We start from the raw sequence: 16,773 nt of genomic DNA on the forward strand, positions 1-16,773 counted from the left end.
CCCCCCCGGCGGGGGGGCCCCCCCGGCCGCCCCCCGGGCTGCGCGGGGGGGGGGGCGGGGCGGCGCCGGGCGCCCCCGGGCGGCGACCCGGGCGTTGAGGTGCTGCGGCGTGAAAGGCTTGACCAGGTAGTCGTCGGCGCCGCTGTTGAGCAGCCGCACGATGGTCGCGTCGTCGTCCCGGGCCGTCGCGATCACGACCGGCACATCCGTCACACCGCGCAGCATGCGCAGCGCGACGGCGCCGTCGAGATCGGGCAGCCCCAGGTCGAGCAGCACCAGGTCGCAGCCGACCTGGGTGACCTCCCGCACCGCGTCCAGCGCGGCACCCGCGCTGCGCACCGCGTGCCCGGCGGCGGCCAGGTGACGCACGAGCGCCGCCCGCACCGCCGGATCATCCTCGACCACGAGCACTGTCGCCATATCGCGGACCGTAGCGCTCACTGCCCCGAATGTCCGCCATGTACCATGCCCGCGTGGCCAGGTCGCTGCGTCGCGTAGCTCTGTGGATGCTGGCGACCGGACTGGCCGTCCTGGTCTCGTGGTTCAGCGTCCAACACGCGCTGCGGCCGGACGCGGACGTGCCCCGGGCCGTCCCCGTCGACCGGGCGGAGACCCCGTCGCCGGTCGTGCCACCGGTCCCGTCCGCAGCGCCGTCTCCGACCAGCCCCGCTGTGTCGGCCTCGTCCGCCAGCGCCACCATGCCGTCCGAACCCACGGTGGACCCGACCTCGACCAGCCCGGTGGCGACCACAACCTCCGCGGCCAGTGAGCGGCCGCGACACGATCCCACTCGGCGCCGGCCGGGCGGCGGCGGTTAGCCGAGCGACTCGTAGACGGCCGTGACGATCTCCAGGCCGCGGGTGTCAGCATCGCGCATCCGGTTCATCGCGTAGGCGACGGCCATCCGGCGGTCCGGGTCGAACAGGGCGAGGGAGCCGCCCCAGCCGCCCCACGAGCAGGTCGAGCCCTCCAGCCGGAACCCCATGCCGTAGCGAGCCCTGGGGCCGCCCAGGACCCGGTCCACGCCGTGGAACTGCTCCTCCCAGGCGCGTGCGCAGCCGGCCGCGGACAGCAGCCGCGTTCCCTGGCTGACGCCGCCGCAGGCGAGCGCCGACAGCGCGGCGGCGACCGCCCGTGCGTTCCCGTGGCCGTTCGCCGCGGGGATCTCGGCGCGGCGCCAGGCCGGCGTGTTCGCGTCCAGGGCGTGGAACCGCGGGCCGGCGGTCTCGTCCTCGGTCTCAGCCTCGTCGGCCTCGTCCGGCTGCTCCGCCAGGTCGGACGGCGGCGGGATGACGGGGGCGATCTGGGCGTCGAACTCGGCCGGCAGCCCGATGTGGAAGTCGACCCCCAACGGGCCGGCGACCTCGGCGGCGACGAAGGCGCCGAGCGTGTGGCCGGTGACGCGGCGGACGACCTCGCCGATCAGGAAGCCCTGGGTGAGGCCGTGGTAGCCGGCGTCGGTCCCCGGCTCCCATTCGGGCGCCTGCGCGGCGAGCTGCGCGGTCACGGCCGGCCAGTCGTAGAGGTACGCGGCGGTGCGCCCCGCGTGCAGCGTCGGCAGGCCAGCGGTGTGCGCGAGCGCGTGGCGGACGAGGACCCGCTCCTTGCCCGCCGCGGCGAACTCCGGCCAGTAGCGCGCGATCGGCGCGTCCAGGTCCAGCACCCCGCGGTCGGCGAGCATCAGCGCGCACAACGCGGTGATCGTCTTCGACGTCGAGAAGACGTTCACGATCGTGTCGCGGCGCCACGGGACCGTCCTGGCCTCGTCGGCGTAGCCGCCCCACAGGTCGACGACCGGTTCGCCGTCGACGTACACGGCGGCCGACGCGCCCACGTCCTGCGTCGCGAGCAGCTCGGCGAGTGCCGCGCGCACGGGGCCGAACCCCGGCGCGCACGTGCCGTCGATCTCGACCTCGGCCATGGGCTGGCTCAGGACGTCTCGGGGTCGTCGACGGCGGGCCGGCCGGTGGACAGCACCGCGCGGATCATCGGGACCTGCAGCGGCATCCGGGCCCAGGCCAGCGCGGCGAGCGCGAGGTCGCGCGGCTGGGCGCCACCCTGGCGGACCCGGGAGGTCGCATCCAGCGCCATCTGCAGGTTCCCGGGCCACACCCCGACCAGCAGGGCGGCGCTGGCCGGTCCCGCCCAGTGCGCCTTCGTCAGGAGCCCGACCGCGCAGACCAGCTCGGCGACCCCGCTGAGGTAGACGATCTCGCGGGGGCGTGGCAGCACCGGCGGGACGGCCGAAGTGAAGACCGACGGCCGGACCAGGTGCGTCACCCCGCTGACCAGGAAAGCCCCTGTCACCAGGCGCGGGCTCGGTCGGGTCAAACGGTGACGGAGCATGCACCCATCCAATCACCGCGGGGCGTTTCGGGGTGGATGTCGCGGGTCGTGGGTGGCGCTTGGGGGTGCTGGAAGTGCCCTGGTCGCGTCAGTTCATGTACATGCCGCCGGACACGTCGATCGTCTGGCCGCACATGTAGTCGGCCGCCTCGGACGCGACATAGGCGACCATGTTGGCGACCTCCTCCGGCAGGCCGACCCGCCCCAGCTGGACCTGGGTCGCCAGCGACTGCAGCACCGAGTCGCGGGCGACCCGGTCTCCGTCGGTCTGCGCGTTGACGATCCGCTCCTGGAGATCGGCTTTGATCATGATTCCCGGGGCCACGCACATGACGTAGACGCCCTGTGACGCGACCTCGCTCGCCAGGCCCCGGGTGAACCCGATGACGCCGGACTTCGACGCGCCGTAGACCACGAGGCCGGGAGTCGCGATCCGGCCGGCCTCCGCGGAGATGTTGATGATCCGGCCCGAGCCCTGGGGCAGCATGAACTCCAGGGCCGCGTGGGCGCCGTACATCAGCATCGTCAGGCTGCCGAGCACGGTGCGGTCGATGTCCTCCTTGGTGTGCCGGGCGAACGGGCCGCCGACCACCATGACCGGGTTGTTGATCATGATGTCAAGGCCGCCGAGAGCGTCGTGGCTCTCCCGGACGGCCCGGTGGACCTGATCCCAGTCCGAGAGGTCGGCGAGGATGGGGACGGCCTTGACGCCCCATTTCTCCTCGATTTCCGTGGCTCGCCGCTGGACCTTGGAAAACGTTCGGCCGACCAGCGCCACGTCCGCACCCGAACCGGCGAGGCGATTGGCGATCGCGTGCCCCAGCCCGTCTCCGCCGGCGCCGGTGACAATCGCCTTCTTGCCGCTCAGGTCCAGCAGGTCGGCGACACGCTTCCCGACGATGTGCGTAGGAAGCCGGTCCAGGCCGAGGTCCTTCGCCCAGTCTCGATCTTGCGACTCCACAGATCTCCTCTCCACCGCGCCAGCGTCTGGATGCCGAGCCGGAGCTCAGGAGAAGCCCGGCCCGCGTGGCGATGTTACGGCGGGCCCCCGTAAGCAACCAATACAACTTTGGGCTCCCGGCTATACCGCTTTTATATATGCCAGGTATGATTCGTTTGTGGACACCCATCGACTCAGGTATTTCTTGCGTATCGCGGACGAGGGCTCGATCAATCGTGCCGCCAGCGTGCTGGGCGTGGCCCAGCCGGCGCTGAGCCGCCAGGTGCGCATTCTTGAGGAGGACCTCGGTGTCACGCTGTTCCGTCGGACCGCCCGCGGCGTGCAGCTGACCGAGGAGGGGGAACGGTTACGCGCCATGACGGCGGCGCCGCTGCGCCAGCTCGAGCTCGCCATGCAGTACGCCGGGTCGCCCCTGGCGCGCGTCGAGCGCGGCCTGCACGTCGGCCTGCCGCCAGCTGTCGCCCGCGTGTTCGCGGGGCCGCTGCTGGGAAACCTGGGCGCGGCCTTCCCGAAGGTCAGCTTCCAGGTGACGGTCGCCGGCGTGGACGAGATCGTCGAGGGAATGCTGCAGGGCGCGATCGATATCGGAATCATCGTTCCGACGTCGGACCGCCGGCTGTTCTACCGGGACCTGCTGACGGAGGACCTCGTCCTCGTCGGTGGAGCCGCCGCGGACCTTCAGCCGGACCGTGCCGTCCCGTTCACCCGGCTCGCGGATCTTCCGCTCATCCTGCCCGCGACCCGGACCGGGATCCGCACAGACCTCGAGAACGCCGCGCTGCGCCTCGAGATGCGGCTGAACTCGAAGTTCTCGACCGACTCGCTCCAGGTGACCGAGGACCTCATCAGGACAGGCCACGGCTACGGAGTCCTCCCGCTCTCGGCAGTCGGTGCCGAGATCAAGGCGGGCGCTCTGCGCTACGCCCCGATATCCGGGCCTGCTCTCACGCAGGAGCTGGGAAGCGCCGCCTCGTCACAGCTTGAGCTGCCGCGCGGATTCGCGATCAGAATCGGCGAGATCATCCGTGCGGAGGCGGAGCGGCAGGTCCAGTCCGGCGCCTGGGACGCGAGGATGTCACCGTCCGACGCCGAGTCGCGCCAGCGCTGATTCGGCGCGACTCCCTGGCACGGCGCGACAGCCGGCCAGCTATAGCGACAAGGTATATCTGACGGCCGGAATCTGTATTGGCCGCGGCGGCTCGTGACGTCCTAGCATCGTTTTCCTGTTGATTTCTCTGATATCAGATCGCGGGAGTACGGACATGCGCGGACTGGCGGACAGGTCGTTCATCGTGGCGGGTGGCGCGACCGGCATCGGCGCGGGCACCGCGCTGCGGCTGGCCGAGGAGGGAGCCTGCGTCGTCGTCGGCGACATCAACCTGGCCGGCGCGCAGGCGACCGTCGAGAAGATCGCCAAGCTCGGCGGGGCGGCGATCGCGGTGCGTTTCGACCTCGCCGACGAGGAGTCGGTCCAGGCGCTGGTCGACGCGACCATCACCGAGTTCGGTGCCGTCCACGGGCTGTTCAACGTCGGCGCCGACCTCTCGCCGGGCAATCTGGGACGCGACAGGACCCTGCTCGACACCGACCTCGACGTGTGGAGCCGGACCCTCGACGTGAACGTGGTCGGCTTCGTCCGGACGTCCCGCGCGGTCCTGCCGCACCTGCTCGCCAACGGCGGCGGCAGCATCGTCAACACGTCCTCGGGCGCGGCCGTCAGCGCCACCGACGGCCAACGGCCCGCGTACGCGGCCTCGAAGTCGGCGGTCAACGCGCTCACCCGGCACACCGCGACCAACTGGGGACCCCAGGGCGTGCGCTGCAACGCCGTGATGCCCGGCCTGGTCATGGGCGAGACGCAGGTCGAGCAGAACAACGTCGCGCTCCAGAAGATGTTCCTCGAACGGGTCCCAACGACCCGGCTGGGCCGCCCGAGCGACCTCGCCGCCGCTGTCGCCTTCCTGCTCTCCGACGACGCCGAGTGGATCAACGGCCAGGTCTGGGCGATCGACGGCGGCGCCAACATGCGCGCCTGACCGGCGCGCTCGGCCGGTGCCGCGGCCGGGCGCCGTCAGGCCGTGTCGATGCCGCCGATGTGGGGGCCGCCGTCGACGGACAGGGTCTGGCCGGTGATGTAGGAGGCGGCGTCGCTGGCGAAGAAGACGATCGCCTGGGCCACCTCGTCGGGCCGCCCGACCCGGCCCAGCGGCACCCCCGCGGCGATGTCGCCCGGGTCGATGCCGGCGACCTCCCAGGCGGCGCTCGCGCGCTCGGAGGCGACCCCGCCGACCGCGACGCAGTTGATCCGGACGCCGTGCGGGCCCCACTCGGCGGCGGCGACCTTGGTGAGCATCTGCAGCGCCGCCTTCGCTGACGCGTAGTGCGCCCCGCCCTTCACGCCGTACACGCCGGCGTCGGAGGACACGTTGACGATCACCCCGGAGCCCTGGGCGAGGAAGTGGTGCCCGGCCTCGCGGGTGCAGAAGTAGGCCGAGCGGACGTTGAGGTCGAAGCTCGCGTCCCAGCCCTTGGTCGGCAGCGTCCGAAGCGGGCCCATCCGGGTGCCGCCGGCGTTGTTGACCAGGATGTCGACGCGGCCCAGCTCGTCGACCGTGCGCGCCACGAGGGCGATGACCTGGTCCTCGTCCTTGATGTTCGTCGGGACGGGCAGGCAACGCCGGCCGGTGGCGTCCCGGACCGCGGCGGCGGTGCGCTCCAGGTCGGCGACGGTCCGGGCGGCGATCGCGACGTCGGCGCCGTGGGCGGCGAGCAGCCGGGCGGTGGCCGCGCCGATCCCGGTGCCGCCACCGGTCACGATGGCGACCCTGCCGGTCAGGTCATAGGGAGCGTCCACGAGGACCTCTCACATCCGCGCGGACCCGGTCACTGCGACCGGATCCGCTGGGGCAACGGATCACTGATCTTTGATCCATGATGCCAAGACTAGCCGACCTGGTGGCCGGGACGCGAAGGGCCGGCGATCGCGGTGATCGCCGGCCCTTCGACGTGGTCAGACTCTGGTCGCGGTCAGAACTTGTAGGTGACCCCGGTCAGCCGCTCCGAGTGGTCCCACAGGAGCGCGGCGACGGCGGCGGGGCGCGCCGCCGCGGGGGGGGGGGGGCGGGCCCGGCGGGCGGGGAGATTGAGCACGCCGGGCCCCCCCCCGCCGCGTTGGAGGAGGTCAGGACCGGGCGTCCGGTCATCTTCAGCAGGCCGGACGGACCGTAGTAGGTGCCGCCCTTCGCCGCCGGGTCGGTCGCCGCGCGCAGGATCGGCAGGGCGCCCTTGTGCGCCGAGTGCACGATCGGGTTCGGGACGTGGTCGATGAACCGCTTGAGGCGTTGCTGCACCGCGCTGTCACCGCCGAAGCCGCCGGCGTCGGTGTTCGCGCCGCCGGGATGCGCGGCGAGCGACCGGGTCGACAGGCCAGCCGCCGTGAGCCGACGGTCCAGCTCGTAGAAGAACAGCAGGTTCGCGAGCTTCGAGCGGCCGTAGCCCCGCAGCGGCTTGTAACCCTGCTTGAAGTCGAGGTCCTCGAAGTCGAGCTTCCCCATCCGGTGCCCGTTGCTGCCCACGGTCACGACCCGGCCGGCGTCGGAGGCCCGGACGGCGCCCAGGACGAGCCCGGTGAAGGCGAAGTGCCCGAGGTGGTTGATCCCGAGGTGCTGCTCGAAGCCGTCCTCGGTCTGGCCGTGCGGCAACATGATCACGCCAGCGTTGTTGATGAGCAGGTCGATGACCGGGCGGTCGGCCAGCAGCGCGTCGGCGGCCTTGCGGACCGAGGTGAGGGAGTTGAGGTCCAGCTCCAGCGTGGACACGTCGGCGTCGGGGGTGATGGCGCGGATGCGGTCCAGCGCGCCCTGTGCCCGGGACGGGTTGCGGCACGCCAGCACGACCGTCGCGCCGCGGCTCGCGAGGACCTTGGCCGCCTCGAAGCCGATCCCCGAGTTGGCTCCCGTGATGACGGCCGACTTCCCGGTCAGGTCAGGGACATCGACCGCGCTCCAGCGTCGCTGCACGGGCACTTCGACCACGACGGCCTCCACGATCCACGAAGACGGGGTTCAGCTGTCACGCGAAATGGGGGTAAATCCGCGCTCAGGTGATGTGCGCATGGTAGCCGTCGAGGCTGGGATCGGGGGAGCTGAGCCGGTGCCGCACAGGACGAGCGGCCGCCCTGAGATCAGGACGGCCGCTCGTCTTCGAAGCCGAGGGGGTTCAGGGTCGTTGGAGGTCAGAGCCGTTCGATGATGGTGGCGTTGGCCATGCCGCCGCCCTCGCACATGGTCTGCAGGCCGTAGCGTCCGCCGGTCTGCTCCAGAACCGACAGCAGGGTGGTCATGAGGCGCCCGCCGCTCGCGCCGAGCGGGTGGCCGATCGCGGTGGCACCGCCGTTGACGTTGACCCGGCTCAGGTCGGCCCCCGTCTCGGCCTGCCAGGCCAGCACGACGCTCGCGAACGCCTCGTTGACCTCGAAGGCGTCGATGTCGGCGAGGCTCAGGCCGGCGCGGCGCAGCACCTTCTCGGTCGCGGGGATGACGCCGGTGAGCATGAGCATCGGGTCGTCGCCGACGACCGCGAAGCTGTGCAGCCGGGCCCTGGGCCGCAGCCCGAGCCGGGCCGCGGTCTCGCTGTCGGTGATCAGGACCGCGGCGGAGCCGTCGTTGACCGGCGAGGAGTTGCCGGCCGTGATGCGCCAGTCCAGCTCGGGGAAGCGGGCGGCCCAGGCGTCGGTGCGGAACGCCGGCCGCAGCCCGGCCAGGACCTCGACCGTCGTCGCCGGGCGGATCGACTGGTCGCGGGTCACCTGGACCAGCGAGCCCGAGCCGTCGGGCGCCGGTGCCTTCAGCGGCGCGACCTCCGCGTCGAAACGGCCGTCGGCCCAGGCGGCGGCCGCCCGCTGGTGGCTCTCGGCCGCGAACTCGTCGAGCCGGGCGCGGGAGAGGTCCCAGCGCCGCGCGATCAGCTCGGCGGAGATGCCCTGCGGGACGAGCCCCTCGGGGTAGCGGGCGGCGACCCCTGGCCCGGCTGCGTCCCGGTCGAGCGACGAGCTGCCGATGGGCACGGTGCTCATCGACTCGACGCCGGAGGCGATGACGACGTCGTAGGCGCCGGCGATCACGCCCTGCGCCGCGAAGTGGATCGCCTGCTGGCTGCTGCCGCACTGGCGGTCGACGGTCACGCCCGGGACGCTCTCGGGCAGGCCGGCCGCGAGCGCGGCCCACCTGGCGTTGTTGCCGGCCTGCTCGCCGATCTGCCCGACCGTCCCGCCGATCACGTCGTCGACGAGGGCCGGGTCGATGCCCGTCCGCTCTACGAGGGAGCGGATCGCGTGGGCGTGCAGGTCGACGGGATGCACCCCGGCGAGCGCCCCGCCAGGCTTGCCGCGACCGATCGGGGTTCGCACCGCGTCGATGATGACCGCGTCCCGCATGATGGCCTCCTCCGTGACAGTTGGAGAATCCAACTCACCGTCTGGTACTGGTGTACCCCGCGTGGGTTGGAAATCGCAACTGACTCGGTTGTGACCTTGGTGACGGCGGCGGTCAGCGCACCGCGCCGAGCCGCAGGGTGCGGGTGTTCTCTCCCCAGGCGACCCGCCCGCCGCAGTGCGCGCAGACGGTCTGGGTGCGCAGCTCGGCACCGCACTCGTGCGCCAGCACGGTCGGCGGCTCGCCCTCGGTCGCGTACTGGTCGCCCCACGCCATCAGGGCGTGCAGCACGGGCCGCAGCGCCACGCCCGACTCGGTCGCCACGTACTCGAAGCGGGGCGGGTGGTCCTGGTACTGGCGGCGCTCGACGACGCCCGCCGCGACCAGCGCCCGCAGCCGGGCGGCCAGGATGTCGCGGCTCGCGCCGGTGTTCCGGGCGATCTGGTCGAACTTCGTCACGCCGAGGTTGATCTCGCGCAGCGCCAGCAGCGCCCAGCGCTCACCCACGACCGCGAGCGCGTTCGCGATCGAGCACTCCCGCCCGTTCTGGGCCATCCCGACCGCCTCCCTCCGTGCGAGCCGGGGCATCCTGGCGCGCCCACCGGCCGGACCCGGCGTCGAGTGAGTCCGAAAATCAAACCTACCATCGGCGCCGACCCGGCGGCCGACGCGGCTCGATCAGAGGTTCAGAATCGTCGAGATGGTTCCGCCGGCATCGACGCGCGCGATTTCCGTGCCGTTCTCGATGAGAAACGAGCCGTCGTCGGCCAGCGCGATTCTGTCCGGCCCGTACAACGGCTGCGTGACCGCCTTCTGGCCGTCGGTGTACGAGCCGAAGCCATTGCCCGCGACCGTCGTGATGACTCCGTGAATGTCGACGCGGCGTACCCGGAAGTTGTGGGAGTCGGTGATGTAGAGGTCGCCGGTGCTGTCGACCGCCAAGGTCGAGTTCCTGTGGGGGGCCGTGCTGAACAGGTCGAGGGCCGCCTTGGTTCCCGGGCCGCCGTCTCCCGAGAACCCCTTCTGCGGTGTCCCGGCGACTGGCGCTTTCGATCCGTCCGGGTTGAGAACGAAGATCGTGTTGTTGGGGTAGTCCGCGGCGTAGACACGACCGTCGTGCGCGGCGAGGCCCCCGAGATAACCGTTGATGAGCATGGGCAGACCCGCGTCGGGGTCGGTGTCACCGGGTAGGGGCGCGACGATGGAGTCGGGACCGCCAATGCGGGCGACGTGCGTGAGCGTGCCCGCGGCGTCGACCTTGCAGAGGACGGACGGGTCCGCGAAGTAGACGTCACCGTTCGTGTCGACGGCTATGTCGTCGGACAGGGAGAAGAAGGACACCGACGTGGCCGCGACCGGCCAGGCCGGGCTGGGATCCGAGTCGGAACCGCCACCGGCGATCGTCGTGATCTTCCCGGCCGTGTCGATGCGCCGCACGCGGTCGCCATCGACGACGTAGAGATTCCCCTTGGGGTCCAACGCCAGGCCGGTCGGGCCGTTCAGCGTCGCCGCCGTCGCCTGCCCACCGTCACCACCCGATCCCCGGATACCGGTGCCGGCGAAGGGCGTGACCTTCCCGTCCGGGCCGCGGCGAAGGATCCGGCTGCTCGAGTTGTCCGAGAAGTAGAGAACGCCGCGGGGCCCGGCGGCCCAGCCACTGAACTGCGTGGGGATCGCGATCGGGCCGGAGACGCCGCCCCCTGGGATCTGGCTGGCGGTAGGGGAGGTCGTCGCGGAGGCGGCGTCGGTTGTCGGCTTGCCCCCGGCCGTGGCCAGCACGACGCCGGTGACGGCCACGGCGACGACGACGAGGGAGGCGGCGAGAGCGAGCAGAGCCGGGCGCCGCCGCAGCCGTGCCGGGCCGAACCGGCGGTCCGCGAAGGGGGTGCCGGCGAAGGGGTGACTGTACTCGGGCCGGCTGGCCTCGTGGCCCGACGGGTCGCCGAGCCCGGTACCCGCCGCGCCGGTCCCGGCGCCGATTCCCGTCGCCGTGGCAAAGCCGGCGCTGACGTCTGCGGCCTCGTTCGGGCGCGGCCGGGTCTGGTGGTCCGTCAAGCCGGTCTGGCCCACGGCCGGCTCGGACGGTGGGCGGACGGTCAGGTAGGTCGGCGGCGTTTCCAGCTGCGCCGTGGCCGGCCTGAAGACATGGCCGCCGGAGTCGGGCTGCCGACGGGGCTGGTGGCCGTCCTTGGCTCCCTGCAACCGGACGATGAGGCCGGTGAGGGACAGCCAGTCCGGCCCGTAGGCCACCGCGGCGGCATCGGCGAGCGCGGCACCGAACGCGCCGACGTCCGGGTGCCGGTCCGCCGGGTCCTTCGCCAGGGCCCGCATCACGGCGTCTGCGATGGGCGTCGGGACCCCGAGCAGGGCGGGCGGGGCCTCCTCCAGATGGTGGCGCAGGAGCTCGGGCACCGGCAGGCCGGAGTGGAAGGGCGGCCTGCCGGCGAGCAGCTCGTAGAGGACGACGCCGAGGGCGTACTGGTCGACGGCCGGGCCGAGGTTCTTGCCGGTGATCTGCTCGGGCGCCATGTACCTGGGCGTGCCGGCCAGATGGCTGGTCGAGGCGGAGGTGTCCACGAACACCCGGCCGATGCCGAAGTCGGTGAGCTTCGGCTGGCCCGCGACGCTGAACAGGATGTTGTCGGGCTTGATGTCGCGGTGCAGCACGCCGTGGGCGTGCGCGTGGCTGAGCGCGTCGGCCAGGGCGAGCCCGACGGCGCAGGCCGAGGCGGCCGGCAGCCGGTGCTGGGCGAGCGTGCCGCCGCCGAGCAGCTCCATGATGAGCAGGCAGAACTCGTCCTGCCCGATGTACTCGTAGATCCGGACGATGTGCGGGTGATCGAGCCGGCTGAGCAGCCGCGCCTCGGCCCGGAACGCCGCGTCGAGCGCGGGACCGTTCGCCGGGTCGTCGATCGGCAGGACCTTGACCGCCACCGCGCGGTCGAGGTCGAGGTGCCGGCCGGCCAGGACCAGGCCGAACGACCCAGAGCCGAGCTGCTCGCCGAGGGTGTAGCGGGGCAGCGCGGCGGCCACACGCGCGCGGTCGATGGCGGGCACGGGGAATCCTTCAGGTCGTCAGGAGCTCGCCGCGACCAGCGGCGTCGGCAGTGCCGCGCTCGCGGTCACTGTGGGGGTAACGGTCACTGTGGGGGTCGGCGGTGCGGTCGGGCTGGCCGACGGGCAGGGCGAGGCCGTGCACGGGGGCGGCGCGACGCGGACGGCCCGCATCCGGCCGCCGACCGTGTCGAACAGGTACAAGATTCCCTGCTTGTCGTCGAGCACCAGTCCGTAGGCCAGCCCGATCTTGGCCTTGACCGCGGGTCCGCCGTCGCCGGCCAGCCCGGACTCGCCGGTCCCGGCGATCGTGGTGATCACGCCGTGGGTGTCGATCCGGCGAACCCGGGACTGGTCGGAGAAGTAGACGTTGCCCGCCGAGTCCACGGCGATGGCGGTGCCGGTCGAGTCGATCTGCGCCTTGGTGGCCGGGCCGCCGTCGCCCGAGTACCCACGCGTCCCCGTCCCGGCGATCGTGATGATCTTTCCCTGGGGGGTGACGCGCCGGATCCGGCTGTTGCCCTGGTCGCCCACGTAGAGACTGCCGTCCGGGCCGATGGTCAGCCCCTCGGTGTACTTGAAGAAGGCGTCCGTCGCGGGGCCGTCGCCGTCGCCGCCGGCCTCGACACCGCTCCCCGCGACCGTGGTGATGATGCCGTGGGTGTCGACCCGGCGGACCCGCTCGTTGTCGCCGTCGGCGATGTAGAGGTTGCCCCGGCCGTCGAGCGCGAGGTCGTTGGGCGACCTGAGCATGGCCTTCGTGGCGGGCACGCCGTCACCGGCGAACGTGAGCCCGTCGTCACCGATCGGGTCGTTGTAGCCGCCGTTGGCTCCGGTTCCGGTGCCCGCGACCGTGGTGATGATCCCGTGGGTGTCGACGTGCCGAACCCGGTTGTTGTCGCTGTCGGCGATGTAGATCGAGCCGTCGGCGGCCACGGCGACGTCGGTGGGCGAGTCGAGCTGGGCGCTGGTGGCCTGGCCGCCGTCGCCGGCGAACCCGGCGATCCCGTTGCCGGCGACCGTCGTGATGATCCCGTTGCGGTCGACGCGCCGGACGCGCTCGTTGTAGTAGTCCGCGATGTAGAAGTAGCCGCGTTTCAGGTCCAGCGCGATGCCGCCCAGCGAGTTGAACTCGGCGAAGGTCACCGGGCCGCCGTCGCCAGCGAACCCGCTGCCGTCGGTGCCGAAGACCGAGGTGATCGTTCCGAGCGGGAGCTTGGCCGGCTGCCACGCGGGTGGCGGTGGCGGGGGAGTGGGTGTCGCCGCCGGCTTGCGACCCCAGACCGCCCAGCCGACCCCACCGCCCGCGGCGGCGCCGGCCCCGAGCGTGACCACCAGCAGCGCCGCGGTGGCGCCCACCCCGGCCCACGCCAGCGGCCGGGGCCGGGACCGGCCGCCCGTCGTCCCGACGCCACCGGCCAGCGCGCTCAGCCGGCTGGTCGTGAGGGAGCGCAAGTCGTCGGAGACCCGGATCGGGACGCCGCACCGGTCGATCCAGCCGCGGCCGAAGACCTTCGTGGCGGCGCGGGCGAGGTCGGCGGCGAAGGCGCGCGCGTCCGGGTGACGGTCCTCGGGGCGCTTGGCCAGGCTGCGCATGACCATCTCGGCCAGCGGCTTGGGCACCCCTGGCGGAGGCGGGGGGATCACCTCGAGGTGGTGGCGCAGCAGCACCGGCAGTGGCACCCGGGGTGGCACGAGGGAGGTGCCGGACAGCAGTTCGTAGAGCACGGCGGCCAGCGCGTAGAGATCGGTGGCTGGGCTCAGCCGGCCGCCGGTGATCTGCTCGGGGGCCATGTACTTCGGGGTACCGATGACCCGGCTGGCGGTGGAGGCGGACCCCTCGATCACCTTGGAGATGCCGAAGTCGGCGAGCTTGGGCTGGCCGGCCTCGGTGAACAGGACGTTGGCCGGCTTGATGTCGCGGTGCAGCACCCCGTGGCCGTGCGCCGCAGCGAGCGCGTCGGCCAGCGCCAGGATGACGGCGCACGAGGCGTCCGGGCGCAGCCGCCGGCCCGAGAGGGTGCCACCACCGAGCAGCTCCATGACCAGCAGGCACAGGTCGCCGCGGGCCACGTAGTCGTAGGTGCGCACGATGTGCGGGTGGTCGAGGCGGGCCAGCAGCCGGGCCTCGGCCCGGAACTCCGCGGCGGCCTGGGGCTCGGCGTTGACGAGGACCTTGACGGCGACCTGGCGGTCGAGGTCCTCGTGGTGGGCGGCGAGCACGAGGCCGAACGCGCCGGCGCCGAGCTCGGCGCCGATCGTGTAGCCCAGCAGCGCGGCGGCCACCCGCGCGCGGTCAACGACCGCCACGGCACCGCTCCCTGTGTTGCGCGGCCATCCGGTCGGCCCTTTCGCTCGGCTTCGGCTGTGTCGATCTGACTGTCGATCTCGCTCGGCGATCTCGCTCGGCTCCGACGGTGTGGATGCCCCGGACCCGCGGGCGTCATCCAGACAGATCGATCCGGACGATCCGGTCCTGCGCCCGGCTGGCGACGTAGAGGTGCCCGGCGTTGTCCACCGCGACCGGCCCGTCCGGGCGCAGCGCGGTGGCGGAGGTGTCCGTGCTCTTGGACCCGGGCGGCGCGGTGCCGGCGACCGTCGTGATGATCCCGGTTGTGTCGATCCTGCGGACGCGGTTGTTGCCGGTGTCGGTGATGTAGACGTTGCCGGCCGCGTCGACCGAGACCCCGCGCGGTTCGCGCAGCGTCGCCGCGGTCGCCTTCCCGCCGTCACCCGAGTAGCCGGCGACGCCGGTGCCGGCGATCGTCTCGATCACCCCGTCGAGACCGATCCGGCGAATCCGTTGGTTGTACGAGTCCGCGATGTAGATCCGCCCCTGGCGGTCGAGGGCGACGTTGAACGGCTTGCTGATCATGGCCTGAGTGGCTGGCTTGCCGTCGCCCCACGAACCGTAGCCGAACCGGCCCGCGACCGTGGTGATGATCCCGTCGACGCCGACCCGGCGGATGATGTCGTTGCCGTTGTCCGCGATGAAAAGGTTGCCGGTGTTGTCGACGGCGATGCCGCTCGGGTACCACAGGGCGGCGTTCGTCGCCGGGCCGCCGTCGTCGTCCGGGTTCCACGGGCGCTCGCCCGAGCCGGCGACCGTCTGGATGATCCCGTCGGGGCTGACCTGGCGGACCCGCATGTTGAACGTGTCGACGATGTAGAGGGTCCCGCCGGGGCCGATCGCGACGGCCACCGGCTTGTTCAGCATGGCGGCGGTCGCCGGGCCGCCGTCGCCCGAGTACCCGGCCTGGCCGTTGCCCGCGACGGTGGTGATCGTGCCGTCCGGGCTGATCCGGCGGACCCGGTTGTTGTCGAAGTCGGCGAAGTAGAGGTTGCCGAAGCCGTCCATCGCCGGCCCGTACGGATGGTCGAGCTCCGCCTGGGCGGCAGGCCCGCCGTCGCCGGCGCAGCCGGCCTGCCCGGGTCCCGCGATGGTGACGCCGGGGAACGTGGGCGGGGTGGGCGTCGGCAGCGGCGCGGAGTCGGCCGCGGGGCGGACCGTCGGGGGAGCGGTGGGGCCGGCCGGCGCGAGTGTGGCCTGGGCCTGGGCGGGCGCCTTCGTCCCCTTTCCGCCGAGGGTCCGCGGCAGGACGACCGCCGCCGCGACGGCGAGGACGACCACGACCACCACGATCGGCACGACCGTCCGCCGGCTCCGGAACCGTCTGGTTCGAGTCGGGGATCCCTGGGCCGGGCTGGGTGGCTCGCTCGTCCGGGTCGTGCCCGGTGTGATCAGGGCGGTGGCGGCGGCGTCGCCGGGCTGACCGGCCGCGGAGCCGCCGACGGCCGCCGTCTCGGGCGCCACCGTGGGCCACAGAAAGCGGGTCTGGTCCGCCGCCGCGGTGCCATCGGGGCCCAGGGCCGGGATGGCGGCTGTCGGCTGGGCCGCGGCGGCCTGGGGCTGTCCCGGCAGGGGCGTGAGCGTGGCTTCGGGCGGCCGCCTGAACGTCGCGTCGGGGTCGAGCTCCCCGCCGGGCCGCGCCGGCTCGACGGCGAGCGCGCGCAGTGCGGCCGAGACGTGCAGCGGCATCCCGGCCGTCTCGAGCCACCCCGGCCCGTAACCGCGGCTGGCGGCCTCGGCCAGGCTGATCGCGAACTCGGCGGCCGACTGCGGCCGGTCGGCCGGCCGCTTGGCCAGTGTTCGGCGCAGCAGGTCGGCGACCGGCGCCGGGACGCCCGGCGGGGCCGGCGGTTCCACCTCGCAGTGGTGGCGGAAGAGGTCCTGCGCCGCGCGGCCCGCGCCGAACAGCGGCGCTCCGGCGAGCAGCTCGTAGAGGGTGGCTGCCAGCGCGTAGAGGTCGGTCGGCGGTCCCAACGGCTCGCCGGTGATCTGCTCGGGCGCCAGGTACTGGGGGGTACCCACGATCCGGCCGGCGGTCAGCCCCGAGTCCTCGGCGAACGCGACGACGCCCAGATCGGTGAGCTTGGGCTGCCCTTCGGCGGTGAACAGGATGTTCGCCGGCTTCAGGTCGCGGTGCAGGATGCCGACCGCGTGGGCGTGGGCCAGCCCGTCGGCGATCCCGAGCGCGACCGCGCAGGCGGCCTGCGGGCTGAGGTTCTGGCGCTCCAGGCTGCCGCCGGGCACCAGCTCGGCGACGACCAGGAGCAGCCGCTCGACGGCGACGACCGCGTAGGTCCGGTTCAGATGCGGATGGTCGAGCCCCGTCAGCGGGTGCGCGCCGCTCGCCTCCGCCCGCAAGGCGGGGGAGGGGCCGGCCGCGCCGAGGTCGATCACCTTCACCGCGACGTCGCGGTGCAGGTCATGCTGCCGCGCGGCGAGGACCAGGCCGAACGCGCCTGAGCCGAGTTCCCGGCCCAGGGCCTGGCCCGGCAGCGCCGCGGCGATTCGGCCACGGTCGACGATCGGCACAGCCAAGCCTCCCGATCCGCTTGGTCAGCGCCCTGCGCCCCGTCGCGCGTTCTCGCTAGGCCCCGACCTCGTTCGAGCGCAAATGGTAGCCAAAAGGGAGC

The 16,773-nt window shown here is 72.8% G+C and carries 14 protein-coding genes; 3 read left to right on the forward strand and 11 right to left on the reverse strand.

Annotated features, from left to right (window positions below):
* The coding region (locus I6A60_RS23425) for a response regulator transcription factor (RefSeq protein ID WP_238436063.1) at window positions 1-420 on the reverse strand (420 nt) is incomplete at its 3' end.
* A gap of 53 nt (window positions 421-473) precedes the next feature.
* Here I6A60_RS23425 and I6A60_RS23430 point away from each other — a divergent pair.
* Complete coding sequence (locus I6A60_RS23430) at window positions 474-818, forward strand: hypothetical protein (protein WP_203025329.1); 345 nt, start codon at window positions 474-476, stop codon at window positions 816-818.
* Here the strand turns inward: I6A60_RS23430 and I6A60_RS23435 are convergent.
* The 3 genes from I6A60_RS23435 to I6A60_RS23445 all read right to left on the reverse strand — a co-directional run bounded on the left by I6A60_RS23435 (window position 815) and on the right by I6A60_RS23445 (window position 3,307).
* Entirely contained in the window at window positions 815-1,921 is a 1,107-nt protein-coding gene (locus I6A60_RS23435) for a serine hydrolase (protein ID WP_203025328.1), read from the reverse strand. The genes I6A60_RS23430 and I6A60_RS23435 overlap by 4 nt on opposite strands.
* A gap of 8 nt (window positions 1,922-1,929) precedes the next feature.
* Window positions 1,930-2,346 carry a DoxX family protein gene (locus I6A60_RS23440; RefSeq protein ID WP_203025327.1) on the reverse strand — a complete coding sequence of 139 codons (417 nt, stop codon included), beginning with the start codon at window positions 2,344-2,346 and terminating at the stop codon, window positions 1,930-1,932.
* An 88-nt stretch (window positions 2,347-2,434) separates the two neighbouring features.
* A complete protein-coding gene (locus I6A60_RS23445; protein ID WP_203025326.1) occupies window positions 2,435-3,307 on the reverse strand; it encodes an SDR family NAD(P)-dependent oxidoreductase in 873 nt (290 codons plus the stop codon).
* 157 nt (window positions 3,308-3,464) lie between these two features.
* Between I6A60_RS23445 and I6A60_RS23450 the strand changes: the two genes are divergently transcribed.
* Both I6A60_RS23450 and I6A60_RS23455 read left to right on the forward strand, forming a co-directional pair.
* The gene (locus I6A60_RS23450) at window positions 3,465-4,415 is read left to right on the forward strand and encodes a LysR family transcriptional regulator (protein WP_203025325.1); all 951 of its coding nucleotides are present in this window, start codon (window positions 3,465-3,467) and stop codon (window positions 4,413-4,415) included.
* 154 nt (window positions 4,416-4,569) lie between these two features.
* A complete protein-coding gene (locus tag I6A60_RS23455) occupies window positions 4,570-5,343 on the forward strand; it encodes an SDR family NAD(P)-dependent oxidoreductase (protein ID WP_203025324.1) in 774 nt (257 codons plus the stop codon).
* A gap of 35 nt (window positions 5,344-5,378) precedes the next feature.
* Here I6A60_RS23455 and I6A60_RS23460 read toward each other — a convergent pair whose 3' ends face one another.
* The 7 genes from I6A60_RS23460 to I6A60_RS23490 all read right to left on the reverse strand — a co-directional run bounded on the left by I6A60_RS23460 (window position 5,379) and on the right by I6A60_RS23490 (window position 16,672).
* Complete coding sequence (locus I6A60_RS23460; protein ID WP_203025323.1) at window positions 5,379-6,161, reverse strand: SDR family NAD(P)-dependent oxidoreductase; 783 nt, start codon at window positions 6,159-6,161, stop codon at window positions 5,379-5,381.
* A gap of 196 nt (window positions 6,162-6,357) precedes the next feature.
* Window positions 6,358-7,341, reverse strand: coding sequence for an oxidoreductase (locus I6A60_RS23465; protein ID WP_203055692.1), 984 nt, complete (start codon window positions 7,339-7,341; stop codon window positions 6,358-6,360).
* A 200-nt stretch (window positions 7,342-7,541) separates the two neighbouring features.
* Window positions 7,542-8,741 (reverse strand): thiolase family protein, encoded by a 1,200-nt coding sequence (locus I6A60_RS23470; protein ID WP_203022569.1) that lies wholly within the window; start codon window positions 8,739-8,741, stop codon window positions 7,542-7,544.
* 112 nt (window positions 8,742-8,853) lie between these two features.
* Window positions 8,854-9,294 (reverse strand): helix-turn-helix domain-containing protein, encoded by a 441-nt coding sequence (locus I6A60_RS23475; RefSeq protein WP_203022570.1) that lies wholly within the window; start codon window positions 9,292-9,294, stop codon window positions 8,854-8,856.
* Window positions 9,295-9,417: 123 nt separating this feature from the next.
* Complete coding sequence (locus tag I6A60_RS23480) at window positions 9,418-11,796, reverse strand: serine/threonine-protein kinase (protein ID WP_203022571.1); 2,379 nt, start codon at window positions 11,794-11,796, stop codon at window positions 9,418-9,420.
* An 18-nt stretch (window positions 11,797-11,814) separates the two neighbouring features.
* On the reverse strand, window positions 11,815-14,103 hold the full coding sequence (locus I6A60_RS23485; protein ID WP_203022572.1) for a protein kinase: 2,289 nt from the start codon (window positions 14,101-14,103) through the stop codon (window positions 11,815-11,817).
* 133 nt (window positions 14,104-14,236) lie between these two features.
* The gene (locus I6A60_RS23490) at window positions 14,237-16,672 is read right to left on the reverse strand and encodes a protein kinase (protein WP_203055693.1); all 2,436 of its coding nucleotides are present in this window, start codon (window positions 16,670-16,672) and stop codon (window positions 14,237-14,239) included.
* Window positions 16,673-16,773 lie beyond the last annotated feature (101 nt).

The organism is Frankia sp. AgB1.9 (genome assembly GCF_016786355.1).
In the GTDB taxonomy this organism is placed as follows: Bacteria; Actinomycetota; Actinomycetes; order Frankiales; family Frankiaceae; genus Pseudofrankia.

Coding starts and splice junctions, on each gene's coding strand:
- I6A60_RS23440 (WP_203025327.1), bottom strand. CDS start 2,346: ATGCTCCGTCACCGTTTGACCCGACCGAGCCCGCGCCTGGTGACAGGG.
- I6A60_RS23435 (WP_203025328.1), bottom strand. CDS start 1,921: ATGGCCGAGGTCGAGATCGACGGCACGTGCGCGCCGGGGTTCGGCCCC.
- I6A60_RS23455 (WP_203025324.1), top strand. CDS start 4,570: ATGCGCGGACTGGCGGACAGGTCGTTCATCGTGGCGGGTGGCGCGACC.
- I6A60_RS23470 (WP_203022569.1), bottom strand. CDS start 8,741: ATGCGGGACGCGGTCATCATCGACGCGGTGCGAACCCCGATCGGTCGC.
- I6A60_RS23475 (WP_203022570.1), bottom strand. CDS start 9,294: ATGGCCCAGAACGGGCGGGAGTGCTCGATCGCGAACGCGCTCGCGGTC.